The sequence below is a fragment of the Amycolatopsis echigonensis genome (assembly GCF_014174495.1).
GTDB classification, from domain to species: Bacteria; Actinomycetota; Actinomycetes; order Mycobacteriales; family Pseudonocardiaceae; genus Amycolatopsis; species Amycolatopsis echigonensis.
On the sequence record NZ_JACJHR010000291.1, the window covers coordinates 1 to 317 of the forward strand.

The window sequence follows — 317 nt, forward strand, 5'->3', positions numbered from 1 at the left end:
CGCGGCGCTCAATTCCGGTCGGGAGCCTATCGGCGTCTGCTGCACGGCCATGGGCTGACCGGGTCGATGGGGCGGGTCGGGGCGTGTGGTGACAACGCTGCGATGGAGTCGTTCTTTTCGTTGCTGCAGAAGAATGTTCTCGATACCCGGCGGTGGCGCACCCGCGAGGAACTCCGGTTGGCGATCGTGTCCTGGATCGAGACGAAATACCACCGCAAACGCCGCCAACGCACCCTGGGCAAGCTCACCCCAGTCGAGTTTGAGACCATCTACACGGCCACGTCAGCGGCCTGAGAAACAGTCAGCCCCGGTGTCAA

Annotated in this window: 1 protein-coding gene; it reads left to right on the forward strand. The window is 63.4% G+C overall.

What is annotated here, in order from left to right; all coding sequences use genetic code 11:
• On the forward strand, positions 1-294 hold a 294-nt coding region (locus H5411_RS46820; protein WP_183128061.1), incomplete at its 5' end, for an IS3 family transposase.
• Between the last annotated feature and the right edge of the window lie 23 nt (positions 295-317).